The sequence below is a fragment of the Companilactobacillus mindensis DSM 14500 genome (assembly GCF_001434275.1).
GTDB classification, from domain to species: domain Bacteria; phylum Bacillota; class Bacilli; order Lactobacillales; family Lactobacillaceae; genus Companilactobacillus; species Companilactobacillus mindensis.
On record NZ_AZEZ01000053.1, the window covers coordinates 1 to 22300 of the forward strand.

25 protein-coding genes and 1 pseudogene are annotated in these 22300 nt (G+C 38.7%); 1 reads left to right on the forward strand and 25 read right to left on the reverse strand.

Features of this window, described 5'->3' with window-relative positions; all coding sequences use genetic code 11:
* Positions 1–53: 53 nt before the first annotated feature.
* The 24 genes and pseudogenes from FD29_RS05045 to FD29_RS05160 all read right to left on the reverse strand — a co-directional run bounded on the left by FD29_RS05045 (position 54) and on the right by FD29_RS05160 (position 21129).
* Complete coding sequence (locus FD29_RS05045) at positions 54–608, reverse strand: YceD family protein (RefSeq protein ID WP_057887870.1); 555 nt, start codon at positions 606–608, stop codon at positions 54–56.
* On the reverse strand, positions 608–1705 hold the full coding sequence (locus FD29_RS05050; RefSeq protein ID WP_057887871.1) for a nucleotidyltransferase: 1098 nt from the start codon (positions 1703–1705) through the stop codon (positions 608–610). Before FD29_RS05050 ends, FD29_RS05045 begins: the two co-directional genes overlap by 1 nt.
* 9 nt (positions 1706–1714) lie before the next feature.
* Positions 1715–2446, reverse strand: a complete 732-nt coding sequence (locus FD29_RS05055; RefSeq protein WP_057887872.1) for a class I SAM-dependent DNA methyltransferase — start codon at positions 2444–2446, stop codon at positions 1715–1717.
* The gene (gene rsfS, locus FD29_RS05060) at positions 2446–2802 is read right to left on the reverse strand and encodes a ribosome silencing factor (protein ID WP_186810608.1); all 357 of its coding nucleotides are present in this window, start codon (positions 2800–2802) and stop codon (positions 2446–2448) included. Before rsfS ends, FD29_RS05055 begins: the two co-directional genes overlap by 1 nt.
* A gap of 1 nt (position 2803) precedes the next feature.
* Positions 2804–3406 (reverse strand): bis(5'-nucleosyl)-tetraphosphatase (symmetrical) YqeK, encoded by a 603-nt coding sequence (gene yqeK, locus FD29_RS05065; RefSeq protein ID WP_057887873.1) that lies wholly within the window; start codon positions 3404–3406, stop codon positions 2804–2806.
* Complete coding sequence (locus FD29_RS05070; protein ID WP_057887874.1) at positions 3399–4043, reverse strand: nicotinate-nucleotide adenylyltransferase; 645 nt, start codon at positions 4041–4043, stop codon at positions 3399–3401. Before FD29_RS05070 ends, yqeK begins: the two co-directional genes overlap by 8 nt.
* Positions 4044–4060: 17 nt before the next feature.
* Positions 4061–4375: a YhbY family RNA-binding protein gene (locus tag FD29_RS05075; protein ID WP_057887875.1), complete on the reverse strand. Its 315-nt coding sequence runs from the start codon at positions 4373–4375 to the stop codon at positions 4061–4063.
* Between the two features lie 10 nt (positions 4376–4385).
* The gene (gene yqeH / locus FD29_RS05080; RefSeq protein WP_057887876.1) at positions 4386–5507 is read right to left on the reverse strand and encodes a ribosome biogenesis GTPase YqeH; all 1122 of its coding nucleotides are present in this window, start codon (positions 5505–5507) and stop codon (positions 4386–4388) included.
* Complete coding sequence (locus FD29_RS05085) at positions 5494–6021, reverse strand: YqeG family HAD IIIA-type phosphatase (RefSeq protein ID WP_057887877.1); 528 nt, start codon at positions 6019–6021, stop codon at positions 5494–5496. Before FD29_RS05085 ends, yqeH begins: the two co-directional genes overlap by 14 nt.
* 70 nt (positions 6022–6091) lie before the next feature.
* Positions 6092–6448: a 50S ribosomal protein L20 gene (rplT, locus tag FD29_RS05090; protein ID WP_041499548.1), complete on the reverse strand. Its 357-nt coding sequence runs from the start codon at positions 6446–6448 to the stop codon at positions 6092–6094.
* Positions 6449–6483: 35 nt separating this feature from the next.
* Positions 6484–6681: a 50S ribosomal protein L35 gene (rpmI, locus tag FD29_RS05095; RefSeq protein ID WP_025084493.1), complete on the reverse strand. Its 198-nt coding sequence runs from the start codon at positions 6679–6681 to the stop codon at positions 6484–6486.
* Between the two features lie 13 nt (positions 6682–6694).
* Positions 6695–7237: a translation initiation factor IF-3 gene (gene infC / locus FD29_RS05100; RefSeq protein ID WP_057887878.1), complete on the reverse strand. Its 543-nt coding sequence runs from the start codon at positions 7235–7237 to the stop codon at positions 6695–6697.
* A gap of 251 nt (positions 7238–7488) precedes the next feature.
* On the reverse strand, positions 7489–7815 hold the full coding sequence (locus FD29_RS05105) for a bacteriocin immunity family protein (protein ID WP_057887879.1): 327 nt from the start codon (positions 7813–7815) through the stop codon (positions 7489–7491).
* Positions 7816–7900: 85 nt separating this feature from the next.
* Positions 7901–9865 carry a threonine--tRNA ligase gene (gene thrS, locus FD29_RS05110; RefSeq protein WP_057887880.1) on the reverse strand — a complete coding sequence of 655 codons (1965 nt, stop codon included), beginning with the start codon at positions 9863–9865 and terminating at the stop codon, positions 7901–7903.
* A 300-nt stretch (positions 9866–10165) separates the two neighbouring features.
* Entirely contained in the window at positions 10166–11074 is a 909-nt protein-coding gene (gene dnaI / locus FD29_RS05115; RefSeq protein ID WP_057887881.1) for a primosomal protein DnaI, read from the reverse strand.
* Positions 11075–11076: 2 nt separating this feature from the next.
* On the reverse strand, positions 11077–12453 hold the full coding sequence (locus FD29_RS05120; RefSeq protein ID WP_057887882.1) for a DnaD domain protein: 1377 nt from the start codon (positions 12451–12453) through the stop codon (positions 11077–11079).
* A gap of 11 nt (positions 12454–12464) precedes the next feature.
* Entirely contained in the window at positions 12465–12938 is a 474-nt protein-coding gene (nrdR, locus tag FD29_RS05125) for a transcriptional regulator NrdR (protein ID WP_057887883.1), read from the reverse strand.
* Between the two features lie 21 nt (positions 12939–12959).
* Positions 12960–13577, reverse strand: a complete 618-nt coding sequence (gene coaE / locus FD29_RS05130; protein ID WP_235804264.1) for a dephospho-CoA kinase — start codon at positions 13575–13577, stop codon at positions 12960–12962.
* Positions 13550–14377 carry a DNA-formamidopyrimidine glycosylase gene (mutM, locus tag FD29_RS05135; RefSeq protein WP_057887885.1) on the reverse strand — a complete coding sequence of 276 codons (828 nt, stop codon included), beginning with the start codon at positions 14375–14377 and terminating at the stop codon, positions 13550–13552. Before mutM ends, coaE begins: the two co-directional genes overlap by 28 nt.
* A gap of 8 nt (positions 14378–14385) precedes the next feature.
* A complete protein-coding gene (polA, locus tag FD29_RS05140; RefSeq protein WP_057887886.1) occupies positions 14386–17043 on the reverse strand; it encodes a DNA polymerase I in 2658 nt (885 codons plus the stop codon).
* Between the two features lie 114 nt (positions 17044–17157).
* Positions 17158–18555, reverse strand: a pseudogene (locus FD29_RS05145) (MFS transporter).
* 229 nt (positions 18556–18784) lie between these two features.
* Positions 18785–20116 carry a UDP-N-acetylmuramate--L-alanine ligase gene (gene murC, locus FD29_RS05150; RefSeq protein WP_057887887.1) on the reverse strand — a complete coding sequence of 444 codons (1332 nt, stop codon included), beginning with the start codon at positions 20114–20116 and terminating at the stop codon, positions 18785–18787.
* A gap of 8 nt (positions 20117–20124) precedes the next feature.
* Positions 20125–20757 carry a YtpR family tRNA-binding protein gene (gene ytpR, locus FD29_RS05155; RefSeq protein ID WP_057887888.1) on the reverse strand — a complete coding sequence of 211 codons (633 nt, stop codon included), beginning with the start codon at positions 20755–20757 and terminating at the stop codon, positions 20125–20127.
* A 27-nt stretch (positions 20758–20784) separates the two neighbouring features.
* The gene (locus FD29_RS05160; protein WP_371862711.1) at positions 20785–21129 is read right to left on the reverse strand and encodes a thioredoxin family protein; all 345 of its coding nucleotides are present in this window, start codon (positions 21127–21129) and stop codon (positions 20785–20787) included.
* Between the two features lie 105 nt (positions 21130–21234).
* Between FD29_RS05160 and FD29_RS05165 the strand changes: the two genes are divergently transcribed.
* The gene (locus FD29_RS05165) at positions 21235–21549 is read left to right on the forward strand and encodes a hypothetical protein (RefSeq protein WP_057887890.1); all 315 of its coding nucleotides are present in this window, start codon (positions 21235–21237) and stop codon (positions 21547–21549) included.
* Positions 21550–21639: 90 nt separating this feature from the next.
* On the opposite strand, the gene trmB is transcribed toward FD29_RS05165, so the two are convergent.
* The gene (gene trmB, locus FD29_RS05170) at positions 21640–22287 is read right to left on the reverse strand and encodes a tRNA (guanosine(46)-N7)-methyltransferase TrmB (protein ID WP_057887891.1); all 648 of its coding nucleotides are present in this window, start codon (positions 22285–22287) and stop codon (positions 21640–21642) included.
* Between the last annotated feature and the right edge of the window lie 13 nt (positions 22288–22300).

The following is a 22300-nucleotide window of genomic DNA, read 5'->3' on the forward strand; positions in this document are numbered from 1 at the left end:
ACAAAAAAGGCTCCATAACTGTTAGATTTCTTGTCTAACAATTATGAAGCACTTTACTCCTTTTCATTATTATTTTTAAATAAATCTTTTAACTTTGCAAATTCCGGATTTACGTGGTCTTCTTCTTTTTGCTTGTTGAAGTCATCTTCAGAGATAACTTCCCAGTTTTTGCCTGATGGCATAATATTTTCTTCTTGTTCCTTCTTAGTCAAAACTTTTGAAGGAATACTCAATAAAATATTATCAATGATCGACTCATAAACATTGATCGTTGGATTGTCGTCGTCGATCGGAATCACAACATCGTAGTCTTCCAAATCCTCATCTGAAACATTATCAATATTATAAACTTCATTGATTCTGATAGACATTGGCAATTCAACTGGCAAAAGACTTCTAGTTGATGGTACTTTTAAAGTCGTTTTTACTTTCACATCAGAGATAACTAGGCCGTGGTCGTTGAACAATTGTCCAGCAACTTCGACTTTTTCAGCATCCAAAACTTCATCCGAACGCGTTTTGAGTTCCTTCGTCAAATCGAGTGATTCTTTAAATTCAAAAGGTTTGTCTTTGTAGCGACGAACATCTTGAACATCCCAATTTAGCATTAATTTACCCCTCTCATATAAGGTATTTTTCCAAAATTTTGTTCCTGCTTGGTGACCAGTTGGAAAATTTTATCGGCCCTGATCTCCAAAGCAAGCGTAGTTGTTTCTTTCTTTCCGACCCGAGTGATCAATTGCGTCTTTTTCTTCAAAGTTCGCATATAATTCTGACCTACTCGATCGAATCCTAATATTCTCAAATAAGGATTTTTATAAACATTATTAATTTCCGATTCTTTAACGTTCAATAATGTGTAAATCATCAAACGTCTGAGGCGTGCCATCGTGTAACGTTTGGACTTAACTTGTCCAATAAATTCAGTAAAATCATCGCTGTTATTCAGACTCTTCTGAAACTTATTCTCTAAGCCTTCGACCATCTGGTAGACTGTCCGCAACTCTTCTGGCGACGAATTGAGCAGTTGATACTTCAAATACATGAAGTAATCATCCCACGTGACTGATCGGTTATTTTCTAACATCGAGCGAGTCTGTTCGGATACTAAACCGTCGACTGATTTATTTTGAGCCAAGTTATTTCGAATCCTTGTCGCACTGAAATCACTAGGCATTCGTTGAATGGTCTTGACATCGATTGCGTAATCATGCTTCACGATTTGAGCAACGTAATTCAAGCCCAATAACTGATTTGGCAAACTTGTTATATCGATACCCACCGAATGATAAAAGTCAGTCAGATTCGTAGCAGAATTCTGCCGATAATCTTGTTGAAAAGTTTTATCAGCCTGCAAGATTTTTTTAGCTATCTCGATAAAATCAACCTGTTGCTCAGTTCCAAAGACTAGCGTTTCAACTCCCAAATCATGCAGCAAACTAATTGCACCTTTAGCGAAAAGTTCGGCCGGTTCGACTGCGTAAGCCAACGGCAATTCGACTACCAGATCTACACCACTATCAACTGCCAGTTGAGCTCGGTCCCACTTATCTAAAATGGCAATATCACCCCGTTGCACATAATTGCCAGACATTACGGCAATTAGAACATCAGGATGATATTTTTGTTTGATTTGTTCAATGAATAATTTATGTCCATTGTGAAACGGATTGAATTCGGCAACGAAACCATAAACTCCTGTCATAGAATCCTCTTATTTTTCGGCTGAGAAGAACCAACGAGTTGAGTCGTCTGCAACTGATGATTCGCCAAAGTCAGCACTGACTGAAATATTTTTAAAACCAATATCTTTCAAAATTGCCACAAATGTCTCGGTTGGATAAGTTCTTTCTTTGTGCAACTCAGTTTTGACCGTATAGCCTTTGATTTTTTCGTCCCAATTAAAGAAGGTCAATTCATGTTCAATACTGTTAGGATATTCGCCTTCAAAACTGTTCCACATAAAAGCTGAATCTTCCGTACGATGGTTGAACATGTAGCCAGGAAATACTTCGTTCATTTGATAGAGCGAATGAGCGTCGAATAAGTACTTTCCACCTTGATTGAGGTGTTGGTAAGCTTGATTGAAAGCAATCGCCAATTCATCTTCATCCTTGAGGTAACAGATCGAATCGTCAAAACAAGTAATGACATCAAATTGGCCAAATTCATAAAGATCCATCATGTTGCTTTGAACAAAAGGAATTTCTTTGTTAGCTTTATTAGCTTTTTCAGCTGCAATCTTTAACATCTCTTCTGAAAGATCGGTCCCTGTCACGTTGAATTTGTCAGCCAAAAGGATCGTCAGATCCCCTGTCCCACAAGCAACGTCTAAGAGACTTTTACTGTCTTTTGCAGTTTGATTTTCGACATATTCTGCCCATTTAGCGTACAAAGAATCGTCCATCAATTCACTATAAACACGTGCAAACGAATTGTAGACCATTATTCAGTTACCAAACTTGAAATATCGACTTCTTTAGCATTTGACCAAAGCTTTTCAAGGTTGTAGAAATCACGTTGTTCTGAAGTAAAGACATGAATAATTACATCATGAAGATCGATCAATACCCAATCAGAGTTCCGGTTACCTTCGACGTGGCCTACATCAACGCCATTTTCACCGGCTTTGTCCAAAACTGATTGAACGATAGCGTCAACTTGACGTTGTGAAGAAGCATCCATGATGACAAAATAGTCAGCCATAATACTTACTTCACTGATATTCAAAACTTTGATGTCATTTGCATGTTTTTCATCGGCTGCTTTTACAGCTAATTCCATTATTTTCTTTGAGTCCAAATTATAAATCTCCTTTAGTGATCCAATAGTTATAACTTTTAAAAGTTTCTGGATAAATTTCTCTATTTTTACTTACTAAGTGTTGCAAAGAATGTTTCAATTCAAAAGCCACTGCAGAATCCAAAGATTTATCAGCATAATTTCTAGCCTCATCAATTCCTGGGAAATCCCGCTTTGGCTCGATAAAATCTGCGACAAAGACGCATTTGTCGACTTGAGTCATCTTGGTTGATCCCACAGTGTGTCTTCTGATGGCGTTTAAAACATCCTCGTCATAAATACCCAACTCATCTTTAATAATCTCAGCACCGACGATTCCGTGCCAAATAGCGTTATTATAGTTCAACAATTCAGGGTCCAAATCTTTATTCTTGATCTCATCAATGAATTCTTGGTCGCTGCGTTCTTTCGCATAATCGTGCAACAAGCCTGCTAAACCGGCCCTTGATACATCACCATTATACTCAGCTGCCAAGGCTCGACAAACCTTTTCAACTCGCAAGCAGTGCGTATAACGAAAGTCACTCAACGTATCTTGCATTCTGACAACGATCTCGTTTCGGTCCAAGTTACTTTGGATGTCATCATAATTAAATTCAGTCATTGTAAAGTCCCCTATCATTTATGTACCAAGCGACATCATCTGGAACCAGATATTTGATCGACTGGCCATTTTTTACCTTTTGGCGAATCATACTTGAACTGATCTCTAGTTCAGGTGTGTTCACCCAAAGTATAGGATATTTCGACTTTTTCTCAAAACCTTTTCGGCAAACTCCCACAAAATGTACCATCTGAACTAATTCGTCAATATGAGCCCACTTGGGCAAATTCTCAACCATGTCGCCACCGATGATAAAGTAATATTCCGTATTAGGATTCAGATCCTTCAATAATTGAATGGTCTCATAAGTATAGCTGACGCCACCACGTCTAATATCGGTCATGTCTAAGTCAAAATGTGGATTGTCGCGAATTGCAAGTTTGATCATGTTGATCCGGTCGTCAGATTTGATATCCGGAATAGTTTTCTTCACTCCACGGTGGGGTGGAATTTTGTCCGGCAAGAATAAAACTTTGTCCAAACACAGCTGCTCATAGACTTGTTCCGCAATCACTAAATGTCCTAGGTGGATCGGATTGAAAGTTCCCCCAAGAATACCTATGTGACGCTTAGGCAAATTACTGTGAAAAGCTAGTTTTTCTTTAGTTAACAATTGTTTCTGAGTATTCGTATTCATAATCTCATCACTTAAATTTACATTTTTTCTAATTCAATTGAATATTTACGATTTTTGATCTTTGAAGCTTTCTTATAAAAAATCATCTTTGAACCGATTGTTTGAATTGGCACGATGTTTTCATCGAATTCATTCAAAGCATCGATCAAATCTTTTGGTTCAACCGCTGTGTTTTGTAGCAATGAGATCTTGATCAATTCATTCTTTTCGATCAAAACTTCAAATTGATTCAAAAGATTTTCACTGATACCTTCACGGCCAACTTGTAAAACTGGCTTCATAGTAGCAGCTTGACTTCTCAAATAACGGTTCTTTTTACCTTTAATAATCATAGGTTTCTCCTTAAATAATTGCTGTACGAATTGAGACATGGACTCCGTCTGGAGCGTAAGCTTTCACTTTGGCACCAGCTGGGATCGTCAACCAGCCTAAACCATTGATAACGATATCGGATTTTTCTTTAGCTGAGAAGATTTGACTCTTAAACTCAGGAAAATCTTTGACATCAGTTGGTGGCATCAAAATGTCTGTTCGGTGCTTATTAAAGAACTCATCGGCGTTGACCGTCTTAGTTCTGTGCAATGGTAAATTTTGATTGACGTAGAAAGTTACATTGGTCTTGTAATCTAGAAAATCAAAGCGTGCTAATCCGGCAACAAAGATCGTTTGACCATCACGCAATTGGAACGTAGCTGGACGCAAAGGCTTCTTAGGCGTTACCGTCTTGAGATCTTTAGCGTTCAAGAAATGAGCCAATTGGTAACGGTGGATAATACCTGGTGTGTCGACTAAATAATGGCCGTCGTCCAAAGGAATATCGATACGGTCAAGAGTTGTGCCAGGGAATCTTGAAGTTGTGATCAAGTCCTTAACATCTGAGTTGGCACTGATGATCCGGTTAATCAAAGTTGACTTACCAGTGTTAGTGGTTCCGACGACATAAACATCCTTACCGTCACGATACTTTTCGATCATATCCATCAATTCATCAATGTTTGTGCCTTTGACGGCAGAAACCATGATCTGATCAACTGACTTGATACCATTCTCTTTACTCTTTTGTTGCAACCAGTTCAAAAGACGGTTGGTGTTGACTGAGCCAGGCAATAAATCGACTTTATTTCCGACAACTAAGATCTTCTTGTCACCAACAAAACGTTGTAAACCAGGGATCACACTACCTTCATAGTCAAAAATGTCGACTACGTTAACTACTAAAGCATCTTTTTCAGAAATCGAGTCCAACAACTTCAAAAAATCGTCATCGTCAACATCAACGTCAGTGATCTCATTGTAGTTTCTCAATCTGAAACATCTTTTACAGAATAATTCTGCATTCTCATCGTCGCTTTCAAGATACTTCTTCAAAGTAGCTGCTTGAACATAACCTGGTTTGTCTTTATCTTCTGTTTGAATTTGCGCACCGCATCCCATACAGTACAACTTTTCATTATTTTCTGTCATTTAATGAATCCTTCCAATATAAATTCTTATCACGTGCTTGCATCGCTTTTAAAATGGGACGTTCAAAAAATCTATTTACACGGGTTTTCTTTGCATCTGTGTTTACTAATGGTTTGACCAAAACGGTCTTCAACTTAGCCATGTTCCCCGCCAAAACATCAGTCATGACTTGATCGCCGACGAACAAAACGTCTTCGGGGTTGATATTTTCTTCTTTAATATGACTCATGATCACGAATGGCAAAGGTTTAACGGCTCGAGCGACGATGCTTACTGGCAACTCGCGAGCTGCTTTTTCCACTCGTTCATAACTATTGTTAGATACGATCATAACCTCGATATTATTTAATGCCATTGTATTAAGCCACTTACGAAGTGATAAATCGTACTTATTGCTGTTCCATGGCAAAAGCGTATTGTCTAAATCTGTCATGATAGTTGTAATGCCAAGGTTTCTTAAACTATTGACATCAATATCAGTGATCTTATCAAGCATAATATATGGTTTAAACATAATTTAATCCTCATCTCTGCTATTAGTAAAAAAACGTAATTTGGCTTCATATCCAAATTACGTTTTAAAATTAAGCTAAGGCTTTCTTAGCTGTATCTACTAAACTTGTAAATGCCTTTGGATCTTCAATAGCAACTTGAGCTAACATCTTACGGTTGATGTCAACGTTAGCTAATTTCAAACCATGCATTAGTTTGCTGTAGCTGATTTCGTTCATTCTTGCAGCAGCATTGATTCTGGCAATCCAGATCTTACGGAAGTCGCGTTTAACTTGGCGACGATCACGGAATGCATAACGGTATGAAACCATGATTTGTGTGTGTGCTGCTTTGAAAGTGATATGTTTTGAACCACGATATCCCTTAGCTAATTTTAAAACCTTTTTACGACGTTTGCGAGTTACTGTTCCACCTTTTACACGTGGCATAATGACTCCTCCTTTTGATTATAAAGAATAAATAATTAGTATGTAGCTAACATTTGTTTGATACGTTTCATATCACTTGAGCTAACCATACCTGGCTTAGCCAATTGGCGACGTTGTTTCTTAGTCTTACCGTGGAAACGGTGACTTGTGTAAGCGTGCATTCTCTTCCAGCCACCATTAGCAGTCTTCTTGAATCTCTTTGCTGATGCGCGGTGTGTCTTTTGTTTAGGCATGAAAATCCCTCCACTATTTTTTCTTTTTGTTGTCTTTAGCGTTAATTGGATCAAGCATCAAGAACATACTACGACCGTCCATCTTAGGTCTTGATACTACTGTCGAAACATCTTTCAATTCCTCAGCAGCCTTGTCTAAGACTTCCTTACCTATCTCTTTATGAGTAATTGCTCTACCCCTAAAGCGAAGAGAAACTTTGACTTTATCACCTTTAGCTAAAAACTTACGAGCATTATTAAGCTTGGTATTAAAGTCATTGGCTTCAATAGTTGGACTCAAACGTACTTCTTTTAGACTAACAGTTTTTTGTCTCTTGCGTGCTTCACGATCCTTCTTTTGAAGATCGAACTTGTATTTACCATAATCCATAATTTTGGCAACTGGTGGTTTAGCATTGGGTGACATAAGGACTAAGTCCATATTGGCATTCGCTGCTAAGTTCAGTGCTACTGACAATGGCTTAACACCAAGTTGATCCCCAGTTTCAGAAATCAATCTAACTTCCTTGGCACGTATTTGATCATTTAATAATTGTTCTCTTGCTTCTCTTGCTATAAGTAGATACCTCCAGAGTAATTTAGCCCACTAAAAAAGCAGGCTGCACAAGCATGCCCACTATATATTTACGCAATCGTATTAACCTAGAGGCAATTGCATAGGTGAGAAGCGGGCGCTTCTGCTTAATCTCAACACTTAGATAGTGTACCAGTAACATGCAACTTTGTCAATATAAACTAAATTATCAATTTTAAACAAGAAAAAAAGGACCTTCACTTGAAAGATCCATTTATATAGGAAGAAAGTATTTAGATACCAATCGCTACAAGTCCAGTAGCTTCAAATTCACGACGTAATCTTTTGCCATCAGCACTCTTCTTAGGTACATCTTTTTTGACTTGGTCATAAAGATCCATGAACTCTTGGGGAGCAGTCTGACGACGTGATGAATAATACTTTGAGATACCATTGGATAGTTTGTCGATCACTTCAAAGTAAACTTTATCGTCATTGTTATTCATCAACGGACGAACGCACTCTTCGAGCAATTTGCTCAAGTCGGCATCCTGTTTGACATTGGGATTTTGATAGACCTGCCCTAAACTCTTGATCAGATTATTGCTTTTAATATCCATTATCATTGCCTTCTTTTTTAAATTCACACCTATTATAAGCAAAAAAAGACCCTATCCAAAAGGATAGAGCCTCTTTTATTTAAAATTATTTGTCTGATTTATCAGTAACATCTTTACGTGAATAGTTAGCAATATCAGCTACAACAGAACTTACGAACATCTTAGCATTTTCTGAAGCTGAATCTTCCTCACCATATTTTCTGACGGAAACAGTAGCATCCTTAGTTTCGTCATCACCAACAACGACTGTGTATGGAATCTTCATTGTTTGTGAATCACGGATCTTGTAACCCATCTTTTCATCACGGTCATCAACTTCGGCACGAATGTTCTTAGCACGTAATTCAGAAAGAATTTCGTTAGCGTAGTCTGAGTGAAGCTTTTGGTTAACAGGAATAATACGTACTTGTGTAGGAGCCAACCATGTTGGGAATGCACCCTTGTAAATTTCAATTAGGTAAGCAATAAATCTTTCCATAGTTGAAACGATACCACGGTGGATCATAACAGGTCTGTGATCTTTACCATCAGCACCAACATATGTTAGTTGGAACTTCTCTGGTTGCATGAAGTCAAGTTGGATTGTTGACAATGTTTCTTCGTTACCAAGAGCTGTCTTTGTTTGAACATCAAGCTTTGGACCGTAGAAAGCAGCTTCACCTTCAGCTTCGTAATACTTCAAGCCAAGGTCATCCATAGCGGCTTTAAGCATTGATTGTGATCTGTTCCACATTTCATCGTCATCGAAGTATTTCTCTGTGTTAGCAGGATCACGGTAACTTAGACGGAATGTGTAATCGTTGATATCAAAGTCTTTATAAACTTCAACCATCAATTGTAGTGTACGTTTGAATTCTTCTTGGATTTGGTCAAGAGCTACGAATGTGTGACCATCGTTTAGAGTCATTTCACGAACACGTTGTAGACCACTCAATGCACCTGATTTTTCATATCTGTGCATCATACCAAGTTCAGCGATACGTAGAGGCAAGTCTCTGTATGAACGGTTGTGGTGGTTGTAAATTTGGATATGTGAAGGACAGTTCATAGGACGTAGTTCAAGCATTTCGCCATCACCCATGTCCATTGGTGGGAACATGTCTTCACGGTAGTGTTCCCAGTGACCTGAAGTCTTGTAAGCATTCAAGTTCATAAGGATTGGTGTGTAAACGTGTTTGTAGCCCCAAGCAACTTCCTTATCGATGATGTATCTTTCGATGACACGACGGATAGTAGCACCATTTGGCATCCAGTATGGAAGACCAGCACCAACTTCGGGATCAACGAAGAACAAGTCAAGGTCACGGCCGATTGTTCTGTGGTCACGTTCTTTGATTTCAGCACGACGTTTGAGGTCAGCCTTTAGTCCATCTTCCTTGTAGAAAGCTGTACCATAAATTCTTTGTAGCATTGGGTTACTTGACTTACCTTGCCAATAAGCACCGGCAACTGAAAGCAATTCGAAGTGTTTCAATGCTTTGAGGTTGTTTAGAACTGCGTCATAACCAAAGTCAACGAAACCGTCCAATGTGTATACAGGAATTTGAACTGATTCAATTGCAGCGATAAGTGATGACTTGTATGGGTCATCTTTGAACATATCTGCCAAAGCATCCTTGTCCATCATTGATCTTTCGATCTTATCGTTGTTCTTGATGATCTTGTTCATCAAAGCTGTGATTTCCTTTAATTCATCAACACTGATTTGACCATTAGCATCATCAGTATCAACGTAAAAGCCATCAGCGTTGGCTTGCTTTTCACCGAAGTGAAGATCTTTTTTGAAATTCTTAGCAGCGGCAGAGAATACCAATGCAGCAGTATTTCTCAATACCTTTTGTGCATCTTCTTCATCTTCACCTGAAATGATTTCGATTTTAGCATCTTGTTTGATAGGACTTTCAAGATCAACTAAAGTACCGTTAAGTTTACCAGCAACAGCTTTTTTACCTAGTGATGTACTGATTGATTTAGCAACATCAAGAGTAGTTGTGCCTTCGTCAAACTCCTTAACTGAATCATCTGGGAATGTTAACTTGATTTTTGACATAGACTATTTCCTCCTAAATTTTGATAACAAAAAAATACGTCCCTGAAGTATATCCATATATCTAAATATGTGCATACTTCAGGGACGTATTTTCTACGCGGTTCCACCCACTTTAAAACTGTACAACAAATAACAGTTTTCTCTCGTTATAGCTATAATGTAGCCGACAATTATACAATTTTATGTGAAAGTGGTAACTCCAGTAATGGGTAAGCTTTCAGTGACCGTACCCTCCCTGAATAGAACCGAAGTGTTATCTTTCATGGCTTTATTGAAACATTTATTTTCATGAATTGCAAGTTAATTTTTATTTCTTCTGTTAGGACCAGTCACAATCACTTCTCGTGAAAGGTACTTGACCCGCTCCATGATGCGCTTTGCTTTGACAGGCTCCTCTTCGCCACGTTGGTTGACTGACAAGTGTTGTTCCAATTCTTTCATTGAAAAATTGGATGAAAAGAAGGTTGGCAAATTCTCCTGCATTCGATATTGCAAGATCACACCTAAAATTTCATCTCGGATCCAGCTGGACATTGTATCTGCTCCAATATCATCCAACATCAAAATCTCAGCGCCTTTGATCTTATTAACTTTAGCCAAAACATTGTTCTGACCGATCGAATCTTTCATTTCGATGGCAAAAGTTGGAAAGTGCATCAGAGTCGTGTGCACATCGTGCTTGAACAATTCATTGGCGATTGCGCCTAAGAGATAGGTTTTACCTACACCAAAGTCCCCTGCCAAATATAATCCTGGCGTGAAACTTTTTTGATGCAAATAATTGTCGATAAAGTCCAAAGCTTTACCAAGTGCTTCCTCTCGGCCAGTTCCGTTGTAATCATCAAGTTTGGCTTGGCGAACATCATTAGCCATATCCATCAAAACGAAGCCTGATTCATATTGGCTACGTTTTTCACGGTTTTGCGTGCGTTGATTGGGATAATAGGCTACCTCAATATTGTGATTGCTGACGACTAAACGTGGGGCATATCCTTTAGTTAATTCACTTTGATGATGTTTGTTGTTGTAAAATTCATAAATACTAGCGGCACTAGTCGAAATAGCATCAGGATTGATCTTGTCGCTATTTTCCTTCAAAAATCGTTGTACATCAGGATCTGCTAAAGATTCCTTGAGTAAGCGACGATAATCAGCTGTTAAATTCTTAGAATTTAAATATTCCGCTAATCTGTTTCCTAAATTTTCCATACTTAATTATCCTTATTTCTAAGTCGTTGCAAGCGGTCTTGTAAATCGTTGCGACTTGTTTGTGGATCGTGCTGGTCTGGAACGTTGGATTTTACTTTGCTCCAGTCAGTAGCTTGCTCGACCTTGCGGGGCCGATTGTTATTATAACGGCGTTTGGGGCTACGAGGCTTAGTTTGAAAGTCAGTGATCCGTTGTAGTGCTTGTTCTGGCGTATGAACCTCGTTTTGTTGCCAATCGTTGGCCATCGTCTCCATCAGTGGCAAAGTCAAAGCTGGTGAATTTTGCAAAATATAATAAACCATAATATTCAAAACAGCTGCTGACAATTCTGTTTTCATCGCCATATCACGCAAGGCTCGTGACTCCACCGTTCCAACGAAGCCGCCACTCTTTTGCTTTTGAGCCGTTAAAAAGTCCGCCGGAGTCATTGATTTAGCTTGTTGCAAGATCAACTGATCGGCCCGATTGAAATTGCTGCTAGTCGTTGCCGTCTCTTCTTTTGGCTCCACTTCAGTTTGACGTTTGACTGAGATGTTAGCATTCTTTTCAAAACGGTCTTGAACAACTTTTTTCAAACGGTCCGGATCGATTTTGTTATTGACGATATCACAAGTTTTACCGATAACATTGATCAAAGCAATCTCATCTAGACCGTAAAAAGCATGCAAGTTTAAAATCAATTCTTGATTTGCCAAAAGATCATCCGGTTGGATCTTATACAACTGCTCAATTCGATCCGTAATCAATTCCCAATCCAATTGCGATGTCGCTTCGGCACTTAAAGTTGGTTTCTTAGTCTTAGGGGTAGTTTGAAAGTTTCCTTGCGTATTTCTAACTTCCGTCGGTGTGTTGATCAAATCATTGCTGCTCAAATTGAAGACTTCCAAAAATTCTTTGGTGATCTCGTGAGAATCTTTTAAAATCAACTCTGAATGCATATATTTATCAGCCAATAAATGATACTTACTCTCACCGATTTGTTCGTACAAGAAAATACTCATTAGATCATCTTTGAAGAATTCATCTGGTGACAAGGGTTCAAACAATTGATAAATATAATATGTGCCTAAGTTGTCTTTCTTTTGAAAAGTTCTTATCAATCCTAAAGCCTCAGCCTTGATACGGGCTTCATAAAAGCGTTTCAAGTCAATTCCCAACAGACTCATCAACTCTGCATGACTCTTTCGCTGCGTGATCAATTCTTTGTTAGGAATTTTTTCCCACAACAGAAGATACAGACTGAACGCCTCTGTTCCGAGAATTGGCAAATATAAATCAGTTAAAACGTGACGGTCATCATCATTCAAATGACCACTAGGCAAACACCAATAACCGACTAATGGCGTAAACTTTTCTGACGCAAAATTATTTGTAACCACTGGCTCACCCCTTATTTCTTATCGATATCTTTCCCATTAGCCATCATTTCGTGGACTTCTTGCATGAAACCGTTCATGTCTTTGAATTCGCGATAGACACTTGCAAATCTGATGTAAGTTACATCATCAACTTTGGCCAAAATTTTCATAACATGTTCACCAATGATCTGTGAACGAACTTCACTTTCGCCAGTAGCCCGGATCTCATTTTCAACTTTATCAACGATATCGTTCATTTGATCCATGGTTACCGGACGTTTTTCAGCCGCACGAACTAAGCCCCTTAGTAACTTTTCACGACTGAATTCTTCGCGGTTGCCGTTTTTCTTGATGACTAATAGTGGTGATTTTTCTAATCTTTCAAATGTCGTGAATCTTGTTCCGCAATACTCGCACTCACGGCGTCTTCTGATTGCTCGGCCTTCATCGCTAGGACGACTGTCGATAACTTTTGATGAATCATGGTGACAATGTGGACAAATCAAAATTCCAACCTCTTTTCTTAATTAAAGTTGTGATATTAACTGTGCAAATTCACTTGCAAGATGCGTTAAATCCTTTGAATTATCAATCACAAAATCAGCCTTCTGGCGCTTTTGCTCCATCGGCATTTGTGAATTGATTCGTTCCAAAGCAACTTTTTTTGTTAAATTATTTCGTTCCATCAAACGACGTAGCTGTACTTCTGGGTCCACATACAAACTAATAACGCCGTCAAAATACTGCTGATAATTTCCTTCAAACAACAATTGGATCTCAAAGATAGTAATTGTTGGACTGGAGGATTTTTTTACTGCTGAAATCATTTTTAAAATTTTGGTTTTGATCAATGGTCGAGTAATATGATTCAATTTCTGTAATTGTTGTGGATCACTGAAGACGATCGAACCTAAAAGCTTTCGATCCAAAGAACCATCTGACTTTAGTACCTTGCTACCAAATTGGTCCACAATCTGTTGTAATCCAATCGATCCTGGTACGACAACTTCTCTAGCCACGCTGTCAGCATCAAACACTTGAAAACCATGATCAGAAAAAAGCTTCCGGACAGTCGATTTTCCAGCGGCAATTCCACCAGTCAGACCGTAGATCTTACTCATTTGACTACCTGGCAGTGCGGACAAAAATGCGTACCCCGTCCACCGACTTTGATTTTAACGATTTCAGTTCCGCAACGTGGACAAGGAGTTTTCTCTTTGCCATAGACCTTGAGACTATTTTGCATATTGCCCTTATGACCATTGGCATCGAGATACGACCGAATCGTTGAGCCACCAGCGGCGATGGCATTTTGCATCTCCGTATTGGAAGCTTCAATAATATTTTGGATGTCGAGATCACTCAAATGATCAGCCGGCGTTTCTGGATGGATCTTAACTTTCCACAAGATCTCATCGACATAAATATTTCCTAAGCCACTCATGACCGTTTGGTCCAACAAGACAGTCTTAATATCTTTACGGTGTCGAACTATTCTAGGCTTTAAATTGGCAAATGTAAATTCTTTTGACAAAGGTTCCGGGCCTAATTTGGCAATCGACTTATTGTTAGCCAAATCGTCGGTATTCCACAGTTGCATCCGGCCAAATTTGCGGACATCATTATAAATTAATTTTTGACCATTGTCCAAACTAAAAATAGCGTGCGAATGTTTATCGATTGCACTAGGATCAGCGGATATTCGGTATTTACCTTCCATGCGCAAATGGCTGATTATTGTATAGCCATTATCCAAATGGATCAACAAGAATTTAGCCCGACGGCCAATACCTTGAATCGTACTGCCGGTGACGAATTCAATAAATTGTTCGACATCCCCAGTAATTAAGTTAGGATAGCGGATCTCAACATGAGTTATTTTGCGACCTTGAACATTTTCGATCAAACCACGTCTAACCGTTTCTACTTCTGGCATTTCTGGCATATTGTCACCTACTTAGCTTCGTACCAAGTTTTTCCGTGAGCTGTCTCAACCTTCAAAGGAACATCGAGTTTAACTGCAGAATCCATCACGCTCGGTACTAATTTTTCTAGAGTTTCAATTTCAGATTTTGGTGCTTCAAAAATCATTTCATCATGTACTTGCAACAACAAATTAGCTTGCAAATTCTCTTTGACCAGCATCTTTTGCATGTTGATCATGGCCACTTTGATAATATCAGCAGCACTACCTTGGATCGGCGTATTCATCGCTGTACGTTGCGCAAAGTTTCTGACGTTGAAGTTGCTTGAGTGAATATCAGGCAAATAGCGACGACGGTGCATGATTGTTTCAACATAGCCATTTTCACGGGCATATTTAACGATATCATCCATGTATTTTTTAACGCCCGGATATTGTTCAAAATACGACTCAATAAAGGCTGCCGCCTGTTTTCTAGTAATACCGATATTTTGCGACAATCCATAGTCACTGATGCCGTAAACGATACCAAAGTTCGTGGCCTTAGCTTGACGACGCATGTTGGGCGTAACTTCGTCAGTACTGTTTAAGCCAAAGATCCGCATAGCCGTATGAGCGTGAATATCATAATCTTCGTTGAAGGCTTCTTGCATATGTTCATCGCCTGAGATGTGGGCTAGGACACGCAACTCCACTTGTGAATAATCGGCTGAAAAGATCTCCCAGTCTTCATGTTGAGGCACAAAGGCCTTTCTGATCTGTTTTCCTTCATCAATTCTGATCGGGATATTTTGCAAATTAGGTTCGATCGATGACAAACGTCCAGTTTGAGTTAGAGTTTGCAAGTAGATCGTGTGGATCTTGTTATCTGGTTGGACGAACTTTTGCAAGCCAACGACATAAGTTGATTGGATCTTCGATATTTGACGATATTCCAAGACCATTTGAACTACTGGCGACTTATCTTTAAGTTTTTCCAAGACATCGACTGATGTTGAATAACCTGTTTTAGTCTTTTTGATGACTGGCAACTTCAAATCTTCAAACAAGACGACGCCTAATTGCTTAGGTGAATTGATATTGAATTCTTTACCCGCTTGTTCGTAAATCTTCTTCTCAATTTCGGCCAAACGAACGGCAAAAGTATTCTCCATTTCTTTCAACTTAGAAACTTCAACCGTAATACCTTTGATCTCCATCTCTGCCAAAACATTTGACAGTGGCAATTCAATTTCATCATAGAGACTATCTTGATCGTTAGCTTTTAATTCAGACATCATTTTATCTTTAAGCGTATCGATGACTTGAGCTTGTTGGGCCAAGTATTTCAACAGTACAGTTTCATCTTCAGGCACGGCCTTTTTAACGCCTTTGCCATAGAATTCCTCTTCGCTTGGCAAACTGACATTGTAATTCTTAGCGACTAACCCGATATCTTGTTTGTTGTCGTTAGTATCAAGTAAATAAGCTACCAATAGCATATCAAAGCTTACACCTGCCAAAGTGCAGCCGTAACGATGCAACAGTGCTATCGTTCGCTTGTTGTCAAAGAGATACTTTTCCTTTTTTGGATCAGCTAGCCAATTTTTTAACTTTTCATTCTCAAGTATCGAAATATCAGTCGTTCCATAATACTTTTGACCATCCGTCAACAATAATCCAATGATCGGTGCAGTGTGATAATTCTCGCCGAACCCTTCAACGATCAAAGTCAATGGTTTATCGATTTGAGTGAGCTCAGAAATTGCTTGGTCATTAAGATCCAAAACTTTAATATCAGCCAAATCTTCAGCTGTATCTTCTGTTTTGACATCCATACGATCCAAAAATGAAGTAAAATTCATCTTTTGATAAAACTGGATCAACTGTTCTTGATTGTCGCCACGGTATTCCAAATCGCTCAAATTCAATTCAACTGGTGCATCCTTGTTGATCGTAGCCAAAGTTTTACTCAAAAAGGCTTGATCCTTATCGTTGATCAAATGTTCTTTGAGTTTGCTCTTCTTCATTGCATCGACATTCTCATAGATGCCTTCCATACTGCCATATTCGTTCAAGAGCTTAATAGCAGTCTTTTCACCGACTTTTTCAACTCCAGGGTAGTGATCGGACGTATCCCCCATCAATCCCTTCATATCAACGATCTGTTTGACGCTGATGCCGAGTTTTTCTTGCACGTGTGCTGGTGTATAGCTCTCAGTTTCTGTAACACCTTTGACATTAACTTTGACAGTCACCTTATCGGTCGTTAACTGAGTCAAATCACGATCTCCGGTGATGATCGTTACATCCATGCCGTCTGCTTCACCCTTGCGCGACATAGTTCCAATAATATCGTCGGCCTCGTAGTTTGGTAACTCATAAGTCTTGATACCGCGGTAATTTAACATCTCTTGGATCAATGGCAACTGCTCCATCAATTCTGGTGGAGTTTTAGCCCGCGTTCCTTTGTACTCCTTGAACATCTCGGTTCTAAAAGTAGTCTTACCTGCATCAAAGGCCACTAAAGCATGCGTTGGCTTTTCGTCTTTTAGAATTATTTCCAACATATTATTGAAGGCGTACAGAGCATTCGTATGGATTCCTTCGCCGTTGACAAACTTGTCTAAAACATTGTGCATGGCAAAGAATGCTCTGAAGGAAACACTATTTCCATCAATTAAAAGTAACTTTTTCTTTTCTGACATATATCCTCCAATTAAACTGAAATTAACTAATACTATTTTAACAAATCAATACCCTTTGTAACAGTTTGCTAAACATGAAAAAAGCCCCGATTCGCACTGAATCAAGACTTCTGGTTAATTTAATTTCTTCTCATAACGATTATAAACGTAAATCACCGAAATAAGTACCAATAGCGACAAAATCGTCAAAATTGCAAAGTCGATCTTGGCACCCAGTATCGTATTCCACACTTCACTCTTAGTACTCGTCAAAGCCACAGCCGAAATAACGACTGACAAGACATTCGTTCCTAAGGAACCAGCGTATTGTTGCATCATACTGAAAAGTGAATTCTGATCGGATTTATTAGGACCTTTGACTTGGGTACTGCCATCTGATAAGTAAACCGCAAAGCCCATACTGAAGCCGATTCGAACCAAAACGTAGATCCAAGTGATACCAAACAGCGTTAAATCCTCGCTCTTGAACCAAAATACACCTGTACCTAAAACCAACAGGATTCCACTGATCAACAGTGGAATCAAGGCACCTCTTTTATCATAGATCAAACCAGCAAGTGGACCCACTGCTGCCCCCAACAATGACCCCGGTAGCAACATCAAACCAGCCTGAGCTGAATCCAAATGCAAAACAGTCTGGGCAAAAATTGGCAAGACAAATGACAAACCAATATTGATAAATTGCAAACTAAAATAACCGAACAAACGCAATCTTAAAACTGGCAATTTTAAAATCGAAAAGTCGATCAGTTGCCGGCTACTGTGTCGGTTGTACCAAGCAAACAATATGACAATGGCGACAGAGCCGAGAGTCCAAAGCAAAAAATTACTTGAAGTCCAACCAAAACGACCTGCTTGATCGAATGTAAATAAAATTGCTGAGAAAATAATTGCTAAACCAAGCACACTGAAATAATCAAACGATATCCCCTTGGTTCCCCTAGCTTTACCGTGAATCGTAAAGATACCGATGACAAACAGGAGAATGATCAGAGGTATTACGCCAACAAAGATCTCACGCCAACTCCAAAATCGATTGACGACTCCCCCATACGTTGGTCCTAAAGCTGGTGCCAAAGAGATAATTATCCCTGCCAAACCAGTGTAGATTCCCAACTTAGATGACGGTATCTCTTCAAAGATCAAGCTAAACATCAACGGCGTCTACAAACCAGTCGAGACCGCCTGCAACAACCGTCCACCTAAGAGGATTAAGAAATTTGGAGCACATAAGCAGATCAATGACCCTACTAAACAACAGACCGTGGCAAAAATAAAAATTTTCAACGGATCAAATTTCTTCAAAACATAAGCCGTTGTACTCATAACAATCGTCGTAAGCAACAAATAACCCGTCGTAAGCCATTGGACAGTCCCCAAACTGACATGCAGCGTTTTGACTAAGGTTGGAAAAGTCACGTTCATTGACGTTTCGATCAAAATACCAGTAAAAGATAATAAACCGACTGCTAATATCGATAATTTAACTCGATTGGATACTGAATTTTCCAAAATACTACCTCAATTCTATAAATTGCACAGAAAAAGGCCACGACAGTACGCTCTGTCATAGCCTTTTGTTATTACTGCTTATTATAGTTATTTTAAAAAAATATTTCTAGGTTTTATTTTCTGATTAAAGGTTATGTTCCCTGAATTCTGAAAGTAATTCAACCATTAAAAAATGCCCCAAAATAGTTAGAAAACAACTAACGATTTTAGGACACTTTATTTAATTTTTTTATTGTTGATTAGGATTCAAGGTACTTAGTAGTTGTTCATAAGCTGTTTCATACTTCTGAACATCTCCGGCACCCATGAAGATCATCACTGTGTTGTGATAATCCAATAGTGGTGATAAGTCATCAAGTGTTAGGACACTTCCACCCTTGTGGATCTTGTCGCCAAGGTCTTTACTTGTGATATCTCCGTGGGCTTCACGAATTGAGCCGAAGATATTAGTCAAGTAAACTTCATCTGCCAAATCAAGTGATTTAGCAAAGTCATCCATCAAGGCTAAAGTTCTTGTGTAAGTGTGTGGTTGGAAGACAGCCACGATCTTCTTGTCAGGATATTTTTGTCTAGCAGCATCAATAGTTGCTTTGATTTCTTGTGGATGGTGAGCATAGTCATCAATGATAACTTGGTCAGCAACTTTCTTTTCACTGAAACGTCTCTTAACGCCAGAGAAAGTTTGTAATTCACGGTTGATCAAGGCGTGATCAAGTTTTTCCATGTGACCTACACCGATTACAGCCAATGAGTTCAAGACATTGTGTTCACCGAATAGTGGCACTTGGAAGTTACCAATATCTTCACCATTGATAGAAACATCGAATGATGAACCCTTAGTTGTACGTTTGATGTTAGTTGCACGGATATAATCTGATTCGTTCAAACCATAAGTGTAGATTGGGGCATCGGCTTTGATCGACTTAGCGTGTTTGTCTTCACCCCAGATAAAGATACCCTTCTTAGTCTTTCTAGCTTCTGATTCGAAGGCATCGACAACATCGTTGATACCACCGAAGAAGTAGTCAGGGTGATCAAAATCAATATTAGTAATGATCAAGTAATCTGGTGAATAAGCTAAGAAGTGACGACGATATTCATCGGCTTCAAAGACAAAGAACTTGGCATCTTTGATTCCTTTACCAGTACCATCACCGATCAAGTAAGATGTCTTAGCGATACCGCTTAAAGTATGTGCTAACAAACCAGTTGTACTTGTCTTACCGTGTGAACCAGCAATTCCGATCGACGTATATTGTGAAACCAACTTACCAACTAATTCAGGATATGTAATTATTGGTAAATGTATATCATGTGCTTTTTTAATTTCTACTTGGTCATCGTTAAAAGCGTTTCCTTTAACGATAGTCAAACCTTCGTGAATGTTGTTTTCATCGAAAGGTAAAATTTTGATGCCAGCTTGTTCAAGACCACGTTGAGTAAATGTGTACTTGTCAATATCTGAACCTTGAACTTCGTAGCCTTGATCCTTCAGGATAAGTGCTAGAGCACTCATTCCTGTTCCTTTAATTCCCACAAAATGATAGACTTTTTTCTCCATAATAACTCCTAATCGAACATTTTCTCTGCAGCTTTGAAATCAAACGCTTGGCCAGCTGCACCTTTATCAAGTACTAAGATACCACGTTTTTGTGGAGCATTGGGAATACCCAACTCCCTAGCAGAACAGATCATTCCGTAACTGTCCACTCCACGCAAAGCACCAGGCCAAATTTCAGTTCCTGTTGGCATAACCGCTCCTGGCAATGCTACAACAACCAATTGTCCCTCATCAATATTTGGAGCACCACAAACGATTTGAACTGGTTTATCCAATCCAACGTCTGTTTGAGTGATGTGCAAATGGTCTGAATCAGGATGCGCTTTGATCTCATCGACGTGTCCAACAACGAACTTTGGACTTTGGTCACTCTCTAATTTATCAGAAAAACCTGCTTTTGCAATCGCATTATTTAAAATGTCTACTTGCTTATCGTCAAGAAATACTTGACCAGAGTCACTTTGGATACCTAGTTCTTCACCAAGTCCAAAGAAATTGAAACCAATTGCTTCATTAGTTTCTTCGTTAAAAATACGTACTACGTTATCTTTTTTAGTAGTGTTTTGGGCTTTGACATCTTCTTGTGTCTCGACTAACAAAACATCCCCTAAAGTTTCTGGATTATAAAAGCTTAATAGCAAGTTTTTCCCCTCACTCGATTAATTATTTTATTTGTTAACTACACTGTTAATAAAGGTCTCAACTTCTTCTTTAGTTTTTCGATCTTTATTTACCAGTCTACCAATTTCTTTACCATTTTCAATAATAATAAAGCTAGGAATGCCCATAATTCCTAATTCTTGAGCAATTTCCATATTATCATCACGGTTAAAGCTGATCCAGTTGAAATCTGAGTACTCTTGTTCCAACTCTGGAAGCTTAGGTTCGATGAATTTGCAATCTGGGCACCAGTCGGCATGCCAGAACATGATGTGCTTGCCTTCTTTAGTTACTTCGTGCCAATCTTTTACGCCATAATCTTCAAATGTTTTCATATTGTTCACCTCTTCAATAAGATACTTTTTATTTCTTAAACGGTCAATTATGTGCTCTTGAGTATTCGAATGATATATAATAGTGGTAATATATCAGTAAATCGAAATCAAGGAGTGATTTTTATGAGTAAAAAAGGTATCGGTTCATTAATCGTTGCTGGTACTGTACTTGCTGCAAGTGCAGCGGCTACAGTTTTAGTAAAACACCATCTAGATAGCGAGAAAATAATTGACAAAGTTAAGTCTGTTTTAGGCGAAGATAGCAAAGTGATCGGTTCATGGGTCGAACCATTTTATCAACGAGTTGACGTCAACGGCCGCTCAACATGGGGAATCGTTGGTGGAGTTACTACCATGGACGAATTCGATGTTGCCCAATATCACTTCATCGCCGATGCTTTGACAGGCGAATTACTAAACATCAAAAAAGTACAATAATCAAACGACACGCTTTTTAACTTTGATTATACCTAATTATTTAAATCCACAAGTCATCCAAAAATTGGATGGCTTTTTTTATACAACCATTTAGTTTTCGAAATGAGCTTTCAAGTAATTTATTCTGAAACCTTTTTTTGAAAACTTCTCTTCGTATTCAGTTTCAATATTATTTTGATTGAGTGCTTCATCTTCATGCAAGTTCAATGAAAGTTCGTCAAACTTCATGCCGTAATTATTCATACTGATCAATGAGAATTCAAACAAGCCTTGATTGTCAGTCTTGAATTGTAGATAACCGTCATCTTTTAGAATATATTGATATTCTTTCAAGAATGACTTGTAAGTCAAACGACGCTTTTCGTGGCGTGTCTTTGGCCATGGATCTGAGAAGTTCAAGTAGATGCCTGATACTTCGTTTTCGGCGAATAATTCTGATAGATCTTTACCATTAGCTAACAACAACTGCAAGTTAGGCAATTTTAACTCAACTTGTTTTTTTAGTATCAAGGCAATTGCGCCCTCTTGGACTTCCATTGCAATGTAGTTGTTTTGAGGATTTTGCTTAGCCAATTCTGTTATGAAACGGCCCTTTCCTGAACCAACTTCAATAAAAATTGGTTGTTCTTTAGCAAAACGAGTTTGCCATTTACCTTGCATGTTCTCCGGTTGAATAGCGATCAGATCAAGATTTTCATTGATCAGATCTTTCGCCCAAGGTTTGTTTCTTAATCGCATAAATATTACTCCG